An 8,253-nucleotide genomic window follows, 5' to 3' on the forward strand; every position below is an offset into this window, starting at 1 on the left:
GGCCGGAGGGGTTCCTCGGGCTCTCAGGGGAGAGCAACGTGGCGGGCTGAAAGTGCGCCAGCGATCACCGAGGCCCCGCAAAGAACCTCTGAGCTGCGCACTGACACCCTGGTTGTCCTGTCTCACTGATTCTGCGAAGGCGTCGAGGCCCTGAACAGGGGATTTGGCAGATGTGTTGAGACGGCAGCGTCCGGGTGTCTCACTGGATCTGCTCTGTCGGCGCTGGATTGTGCCGACCGTCTCATTGATTCTGCTTTGAAGCGCGTGGATTGGCCGACGATCTCTTCTGCGTTCAGGTCCTGCTGGAGCTCACGGAAGTCCCACCAGAAAAGATCAGGTTCCGCGCGTAGGAGCTCGAACCAGCGGAGGATCGGATCTGTTCGCTGGCCGATGACGTAGGTGGGAAGCGCTTCATGGCGGATCTGGAGCTCGAGTTTCCTGAGAGTCCGTTTGTCGTCCAGTGGCGGTGGACGGCGCCAGAGGGGAGAGGCGAGGATGCCGGTGAGCGTGACGACGTCCGGATAGGTCGCCGCGTACCAGATCGCACCACGTGGAGGGAGATTAGTTCCCTTTCTCAGCTGCCCCGAGAGCTGCCCGAAACGTTGGTAAGCGGGTGTGTGAGAGCTGTGGCGTAGCCAGTGGTTAGCGAATTCGAAGGCACGTCTGGTGACGACCGACACCCAGCGACGCCCCAGCCGGTTGATGAGTTCCGAGTGCTGTCGTTGCGCGGCAACGATCTCCGGCACCGCCTGAAGGTCCACTTGATACTGGGGCGAGTAGCTGCCGTAACCGATCCAAAGCTGGTGACGCAGGCAGACATTCTGATCGTGTCGCCGCCAGACCGTCGCTTGCGTCGTGACCCCTTTGGTGGCCACGCATCGTCGACAAGCGGGGTGCTCGTCGTTGGGATATCCGGCGACGTTCCGGCCGCGGGTCATGGCGAGGGCATCGGGATGCTGATCGCGAATTTCGGGGAGGGTGCGGACCAGCGTTTCTATCGATACCCCGGTCGCGAGAACCAGTGCAGACAGCTCGATCGGTGCAGGCCGAGCGCCATGGAGGACCGAAGCGCGTGCGTTGGCGTCTCTGTAGGGCCATGTGCGGGGTGAGAGGTAACGAGCGATCTCGATGAACGGCCAGTGGTTGGCTCTGGCCAATCGGTGCAGGTAGGAGGTGAGGGTCTCGTCCTGGATTGGTTTGACGACGTGTGGCAGCCGGCGGATGGCGGGAAACGGCCACTGGGCACTCATCGTTCGTTGCTGGACCGGCGTGCTGAGGAGTCGGCGATGTGGTCGATCTTCATGGTGTCCATGAGTCCCTTGGTGACGGCTTCCTCGCCGCCGAGGATCGCCTTGATCGCCGCCTTCCGGATGAGATGGGACAGGCTGCCGACCGTGCCGCCGGTGCGCTGATGTAGGTATCGAGCGAGCTTGATCAGTGAATCCGGTTCATGTCCGTGAAGCCGCAACGACGACTCCATCGCGGCCACGAGTTGCTTCCACTCGGTGTTGAAAGGAAACGCTTGAGTGGGGATCATCACGCATCGTCCGGCGATCTGTTTTCCTCGGATGCCGGTGAAGACTCCAGAGCGTTCAACTTCGATGCCGGCGAAAACGAACGTAGCGGGCAGATGCTCGGTGAAGTACTTCAGGTGGTCTGAGAGATCCTCGCCTGCCCTGGTCTCGAGGTTCATGTTGTGGATCTCATCGACGATGACGAGGTCGGTGCGGGCATCGACCAGGACCTGGCAGATGGCGTCGGCGATGTCGGTGACCGTGTGGCGGGGGCGGACGGGGGGCAGTTGCAGGAAGTGAGCGAACTCGACGGCGAGCTTTCGAGGGGAGCCTTTAGGCGGCGCGGTCACGTAAACGACAGGGATTCGATCAGCGCCGGGATGCCGGGCCCGAACGCGAAGTTCGTGTGTCCGGCCGAGCTGTTTGATCGCGGTGGTCTTGCCGGTGGTCGCCTCTCCAGAGACCATCAAACTGCGCCGGGCGCCGTCTTCGCGCTGGTTGAGTAGGGTTAGCAGGCGTCCTTCGGTGGCGATCTCCGTGATGGTGGAGGTAGTGACGATGGCCATTTCGGAGTGATAGGCGATGCGGGCCTCGTCGTAGTTTTGCCGCTGCCGCTGGTCCAGTTCCTTCCAGTCGTCATCGGCCAGAAGGGCGAAGGCGGGCGGATCTGCGTTGACGAATCGCCGCCATCCGTCCAGCGTCGTGCCGGGTGCTCTGCGGTCGTCACCTTGAAGAGCCTCGAGACCTACCACCACTTCTCTGCCTCCTTGCGAGCGTCGAACACCGGCAGGGGAATGACCCTTGCATCGTGCTCCGGCTCTTCGGGGTGATCCCGGTCGCAGGATTGCGGCGGTAATACTGGCCCGGACGAAACGGATGGTTTCGCGGTCGCACGTGTTTTGGCGGCGACTCGGCGGTCCTTCGCGGAGAGGGCTGGCGCCCGCTCAGGACCCTTGCCGGCCCGTTCAAGCAGGTCGTTGACGGCTTGGGCGATTTCGGTTTCGGTTGCGGCTCGGTCCAACTCCTTGCGGGCGTGGTCCCAGGCGAGGTCCCCGAACGGGGCCGCGGTGCTGCGCAGGTGCGTCCAGGGAACGGTGATCCATCCGCCATCCCAGTGGTTGCGGACCCAGATGCGGGAGACGTCGTAGGGGTCGCGATGTACTTCCCATAGTCCTTTCTTGCTGGTGATGCCCGAATGTTGCCGTCGGAACGGGCTGAGTTCGGCGCAGTCGTATTTCCTGTGCTTGATCTTGATGCCGTAGGAGTTGATGGATCGCCAGGTGGCTGGCAGCAGCTCGATGTAGTCGTCGGCAGACAAAGCGACGGGGACATACCCAGCAGCTCGGACCAGGGCGGCGTACTTCTCGTTCGGCGTGAACGCTCGTCCGGGAGCTGCTGGGTCACGTAGTCCGTCATGGGGCCGGTTCTGCCAGCCACTGACGAGCCATTCCTCCAACAAGCCCTGTAGTTCATGGATTGACCACAAGGGCTCCTGCTCGACGTGCTCGCCCCGCCGGTCGGCCGAGGGGCCGACATAACCGGATACGAACTGGCAAAACAGCGTGCCGACCGACTCAATGCTGCGCTCGATATGCGGTTTGTCCGTTGGAGTGCCGAGATGGGCGGGCTGGTAGCTGATGCCCAGTGCAGCACACGCGGAACGGAAGTTGCGGGAGATGTATACGTTTCCCTGGTCACAGACGATCGTTTCAGGAACGATCACTGGCCGGGCCGCGGCCTGCTCCAGCCGCTGGTCGAGTTCGATCAGGTGCCGGTAGGGCAGCACGGAACGGGTGAGCCTGAGCGCCTGGGCCCAACCTGGGCGCATCGGTTCAGGGGTCAGTGTCCGGGCCAGCAACAGAGCGGCGTCTACTGACTTGGTGGTTGGGGACAACACCGCCGCCGTGATAGTTCTCGTCGCCAGATCGACCACACCGGTTAGTTCGACGCGCCCGGGAACTCCTTCGTCCAAGAGGACCAGCACGTCCAACGGTGTGGAGTCGATCTCCATGAACTCTCCGGGGCGCGTCGCAGCCAACTGGTTGAACGGCCCATCGGGGCGGTTCGCCAGAGATCGGCGCGTGCGGGCCGACCCGGTGATATGCCGACCGGTGATCAGTTTGTCGAACAGCCGGTAGAAAGTCGCCCGTGACGGCATCATCACCGTCCCTGGGCCGTGCTTGTCGATCAGCAGGCGCTCGACCTTCCAGAAGTAGTAGCTGCCCGTGCGGGTCGAGGTGGTCACGTTCTCCTCGACGAGCTGCCGGATTGCCTGGACCACTCGCTCATCGGTTCGACCGGCGGTGGTAGTGCGACGCTCGGTTCGCTGGTCCACCACCCCGGCCAGGCCGCGCGCTTGATAGCGCAACCGCTTGCGGCGGATCGTGTGCAAACTCACGCCTGCGTGGCCCAGCCGTGCGAGCTCATCAGCCTTGGCCTGCTCGCGTTCTGCCAGGGAACGGCAGGCAGGGTCATACTGCGGACGAGGAGGCGCATCCGAACTCGCGTCTGGACGGGTGCCGTTAATCACCTCAATCAGATGCCGTTCCCACCACAACGCCGTCTCGGCGGTCTCGGCCGACATACCTTCCAGCACGCGGGCGGTGTTCAAAGGGGCAGCCTGCCCCTTGCCGAGGATCTCGAATCCGACAGTGGCCTGTATCCGGCTGACCGGCAGCGACAGCAGGGCGCCGCGGTGATCGACCAGATGCACCAGCGTGCCCTCAAAGCCCGTCACCGTGTGCACTGCCTCACCCAGCCGGATCCGATCGCCAATCTGTATCGACGCAGGACGCGACACACTCACCTGTCGGCTCCCCTTGACGTTCGGATCACCGACTCTGAGTCCAGCGGGCGGGAGGTCAAGTCGGTGACCAGGCGCTGCGACCACATCAGGTGAAACAAGCTCGGCAGCATCGCGATCGGTGAGCCTGCACGCAACACCCCGACCGACAGCGGCGTCGGTCGAATGAAGATCTGCAACAGGCAGTCCGCAGCGTCAGCTCGCAAGCACCGCGGGTGCCGATATCCGGCCAACCAGCGGATATTGGCTTTGAGTATCGGAGCCAGATCACCGACCCGTCGAAACGTCCAGCCGGCCTCTTCGCATAGACGCCGCGTCGCCGCGAACGCGCCGGTGTCTTCCGGTGTGATCCGGTCATCGGGACGCACATCGATGACCAGGCCTGTCCCATCCGCCAGGCGCGCGAAGTAGTCAGGGGTGTGCGTGCGCTTGCGGACACCGTCATGCCAAAGCAGCTGAAACGGCTGGGAGGAGATCCCCACCACGTGGGGGTCGAAGTCCAACGCCATCACATGATCGCGTTCCAGCCACGACTCGAACCCCACGTGACCCCTGACGGTCGATGACCACCACAGGCCAGTGAAGTTCTTCTGTCCCTTGAAGGAGGGGAACTTTCGGACCGGCGAGGCCAACTCGAACGGGTGGTTCCAGCAGCGCTCCGCCGCGGCCTGGACCTTCGTGCCGTCCTGGTCGAGAAAACAGAGCTCGAACTGCGAACGACCACCTGTGGTGACCAATGCGTCAGCACCCATCACAGCCCCTCCGGGCGAGGCCGAAAGATCATCATGGATACGAACAAGTCGTACACGTTCAGAAGCAGACTGTAGCGGCTAAGTGGATGACGCGAAGCAGAATCACTGAGACAAACACGTCCGGTGGCGCAGCTCGACTGAGACAAACAGTCCTGGCGAAGCAGGTTCAATGAGACGCCGCCGGGCCACCCGCCACACGCGAAGCAGATCTGGTGAGACAGGCGACCAGTCCGTAGCAGGCGCAGTGAGAACTTTGCAGGTCCAGTGAGACGGGACACTGGTGCAGATTCGCAGACATCCCCCTGGTGTGCTGGCGGCCTCAATTTTGGCTAACTTGCGGGAATTTACATTCCCGGTAGTTGTCGACATGTGCCGTGGATGCAACGGATCTTGATTGTTGATTTTTAATTTCCAGAAAACAAAAAATGCTACCCTGAGGCGGTGGGGGAAGCGACGGGCGCAGTGACGCCGTGCAAGCACTGTGGGATGCCGGTGGAGCAGCGCTCAGGGAGAGGGCGCCCTCGGGCGTACTGTCCGCAGGGAGACTGTCAGGCCGCCGCCAAACGGGAGCGGGAACTGAAACGGGCGACGCCTGGTCTGGAAGGCACGCTGGCCCGGGCCGAGGAGTTCTACGAGCGCATGGAGAAAGGCATGGCTTCGGTGATCGCGCCACTGGCGCAGATCTTGGCCGACGAGTTGAGCCCGGCGGGAGTCGAGGCCAAGCTGAGCGCGGTGCAGGCCGAGGCCCACACCCGGGTGGCGATCGCACGCACCGAGCGAGAACAGGCGTTCGAGCAGGTACGGCTGGCACGTGAGGCCACAGGTCACGCCCGCCGTGAGCGGGACGCGATGGCCCGGCAGGTCGAGGAGGCCAACGCCGACAGGGACATCGCCATGGCCGACGCCGAGAGGGCCAGGGAGCAGGCGCTGGCGGCCTTGCACGAGGCGGCGGCGACCGAACGGCTGGCCAAACACGCGGAGCAGGAGGCCCTGCGACGGGCGGAGCGCGCCGAGGCGGCCAGGGACGTCGCACTGCAGGAGATGACCGAGCGGATCGAGGCAGCTGAAATAGCGGCAGAGGAGGCGCGGGCGCAGGCCGTACAGGAACGGGATCAGGCGCAACGGGCTCGCGCCGAGCGTGACCAGGCGGAGCACGTCTCGGGGGCCGCGCAAGAGGCGCGGGCAGAGGCCGAACGGGCCGCCGTCGCCTCAGGAGCCCGGGCCCAGGCGGTCGAGGCCGAACGCGACAGAGCGCAGGCGCGGGCGGATGCCGAGGCACAAGGCCGGGCTCAGGCTCTGGCCGAGGCGGCTGAAGCCCGGACCCAGGCCACGCGGGCAGACAGGCAGGCGGCCCAGGCGGGCAAACGGTTGGCGCGGCAGCTAGCCGAGGCGGAGGAACAGGCCGCGGCGAAGGTTACCGAGGCGGAAGAACGCGCTGCGGCGAAGGTCGCCGAGGCGCAGGTGGAGCGGGACAGGGCGCTCATGCAGCTCGCCATGGAACAGATGAGACTGTCGGATCTGCGGGAGCAGGTGGAGGCCGTACGCCTCGAAGCCGCCCAGCTCAGGGAACGCGCGGTGACGGCGGAGCTACGGAGCCGGGGTGCCGTTAACGAACGCGTCACCAGCCCCAAACGCGGATGATCATGATTGGTGTCGTCGTTGAAATGGCGATGTCGTCACCGGGGATCTTCTGGCATGGAGCGCGCACCGTTAGGCATTGACGACCTGGTCGAGCACTGGACTGTCCTGGAGGACGAGAGAGACCTCGTCTCAGGCAAACGCGGTGCGACACGGCTGGGCTTTGCGCTGCTGCTGAAGTTCTACACCCAGCACGGCCGCTTTCCTCGCGGCCGAGCCGAGCTCCCGGATGAGGCTGTGGAGCATGTGGCGCGCCAGATGAAGGTGCCCGCGGCGGGGCTGGGGCTGTATGAATGGTCGGGCAGCACCATCGAGTACCACCGCACGCAGATCCGGGAGCACCTGGGCTATCGGGTGTGCGGCGTCGCCGACGCCGACAAACTGACCGACTGGCTGGCAGCCAACGTCGCGCATGCCGAGCGCCACCCCGACCGGGTGCGGGAGGAGTTGCTCGCGCAGTGCCGTCGCGACCGGATCGAGCCGCCTGCCGCGGCCCGGGTGACGCGGATGGTGCGCTCGGCTCTGCATATCGCCGAGGTCACCTGGTTCACCCGGATCGCCGGCCGAGTCGGCGCGGCCGCTCAAGCGCGCCTGCTGGGCCTGGTGGGAGTGGCCGAGGACGGCCACGCGGACAGCGACATCGACCGTGAGAACGCGTTCGGGCCCGGGGATGTGGAGGAGCGCGACGACGGGGAGGAGGATTCGGGCTCGGTGCTGGCGCTGATCAAGGCGATGCCGGGCAACGTCAGCCTGGAGTCGATGCTGACCGAGATCGGCAAGCTGAACGCCATCCGGGCGATCGGGCTTCCGGCGGGGTTGTTCGCCGACGTGATGCCCAAGGTGCTGGCCGGGTGGAAGGCACGCGCGATGGTGGAATCGCCCTCGCACCTGCGGCGGCGGGCGGCCAGTTCGCCAGCGGGCGCGGTGACGCTGCTGGCGGCGCTGGTGGCCGAGCGGGAGCGGGAGGTGACCGACAACCTGGTCGACCTGCTGATCGCCACCGTGCACCGGATCGGCGCACGGGCCGAGCGCAAGGTCACCGAGGAGCTCGTCAACGCCTTCAAGCGGGTCTCGGGCAAGGAGAACCTGCTGTTCACCATCGCCGATGCGGCGCTCGCGGCGCCGGACGGCACGGTGCGCCACGTGGTGTTCCCGGCGGTGCGCGGCGGGGAGGGGACGCTGCGCGAGCTGGTCAAGGAGTTCAAGACCAAAGGGCCGATCTACCGGCGTACGGTGCAGACCACGTTGAAGGCCTCCTACACCGGCCACTATCGGCGCGGGCTGATCGAGCTGATCGGCGTGCTGGAGTTCCGCTCGGGCAACAGCGTGCACCGGCCGGTGATCGAGGCGTTGGAGCTGGTGCGCCGCAAGGCCAACGCCGCCTACTGACGACCTGACGCGATCGGGGAGGAGCCTCCGGGCCATGCGGCCGGCCCGGAGGCTTCGTCGTCCCCGCGCTTCAGAGCAGGGCGCGTAGGACGGGCTGGAGGGCGCGGTGGAAGGTCGGGTAGGCGAAGTGCATCTCGGCCAGTGTCGTGATCGGGAC

General features: G+C 65.2%; 6 protein-coding genes. 2 read left to right on the forward strand and 4 right to left on the reverse strand.

Annotated features, from left to right (window positions below; all coding sequences use genetic code 11):
* Positions 1-122: 122 nt before the first annotated feature.
* The 4 genes from AB0395_RS42525 to AB0395_RS42540 are packed head-to-tail and all read right to left on the reverse strand — an operon-like array spanning position 123 to position 5,069.
* The gene (locus AB0395_RS42525; protein WP_366292214.1) at positions 123-1,250 is read right to left on the reverse strand and encodes a TniQ family protein; all 1,128 of its coding nucleotides are present in this window, start codon (positions 1,248-1,250) and stop codon (positions 123-125) included.
* Positions 1,247-2,269 (reverse strand): ATP-binding protein, encoded by a 1,023-nt coding sequence (locus AB0395_RS42530; protein ID WP_366292217.1) that lies wholly within the window; start codon positions 2,267-2,269, stop codon positions 1,247-1,249. Before AB0395_RS42530 ends, AB0395_RS42525 begins: the two co-directional genes overlap by 4 nt.
* The gene (locus tag AB0395_RS42535; RefSeq protein ID WP_366292220.1) at positions 2,260-4,320 is read right to left on the reverse strand and encodes a Mu transposase C-terminal domain-containing protein; all 2,061 of its coding nucleotides are present in this window, start codon (positions 4,318-4,320) and stop codon (positions 2,260-2,262) included. The genes AB0395_RS42530 and AB0395_RS42535 overlap by 10 nt, the downstream gene beginning before the upstream one ends.
* Positions 4,317-5,069: a TnsA-like heteromeric transposase endonuclease subunit gene (locus tag AB0395_RS42540; protein WP_366292223.1), complete on the reverse strand. Its 753-nt coding sequence runs from the start codon at positions 5,067-5,069 to the stop codon at positions 4,317-4,319. Before AB0395_RS42540 ends, AB0395_RS42535 begins: the two co-directional genes overlap by 4 nt.
* Positions 5,070-5,720: 651 nt before the next feature.
* On the opposite strand from AB0395_RS42540, the gene AB0395_RS42545 reads away from it, so the two are divergent.
* Positions 5,721-6,710, forward strand: coding sequence for a hypothetical protein (locus AB0395_RS42545; RefSeq protein ID WP_366292226.1), 990 nt, complete (start codon positions 5,721-5,723; stop codon positions 6,708-6,710).
* A gap of 54 nt (positions 6,711-6,764) precedes the next feature.
* On the forward strand, positions 6,765-8,096 hold the full coding sequence (locus AB0395_RS42550; RefSeq protein WP_366292228.1) for a DUF4158 domain-containing protein: 1,332 nt from the start codon (positions 6,765-6,767) through the stop codon (positions 8,094-8,096).
* The last annotated feature ends 157 nt before the right edge of the window (positions 8,097-8,253 follow it).

Source organism: Streptosporangium sp. NPDC051023 (genome assembly GCF_040689595.1).
GTDB lineage: Bacteria > Actinomycetota > Actinomycetes > Streptosporangiales > Streptosporangiaceae > Streptosporangium.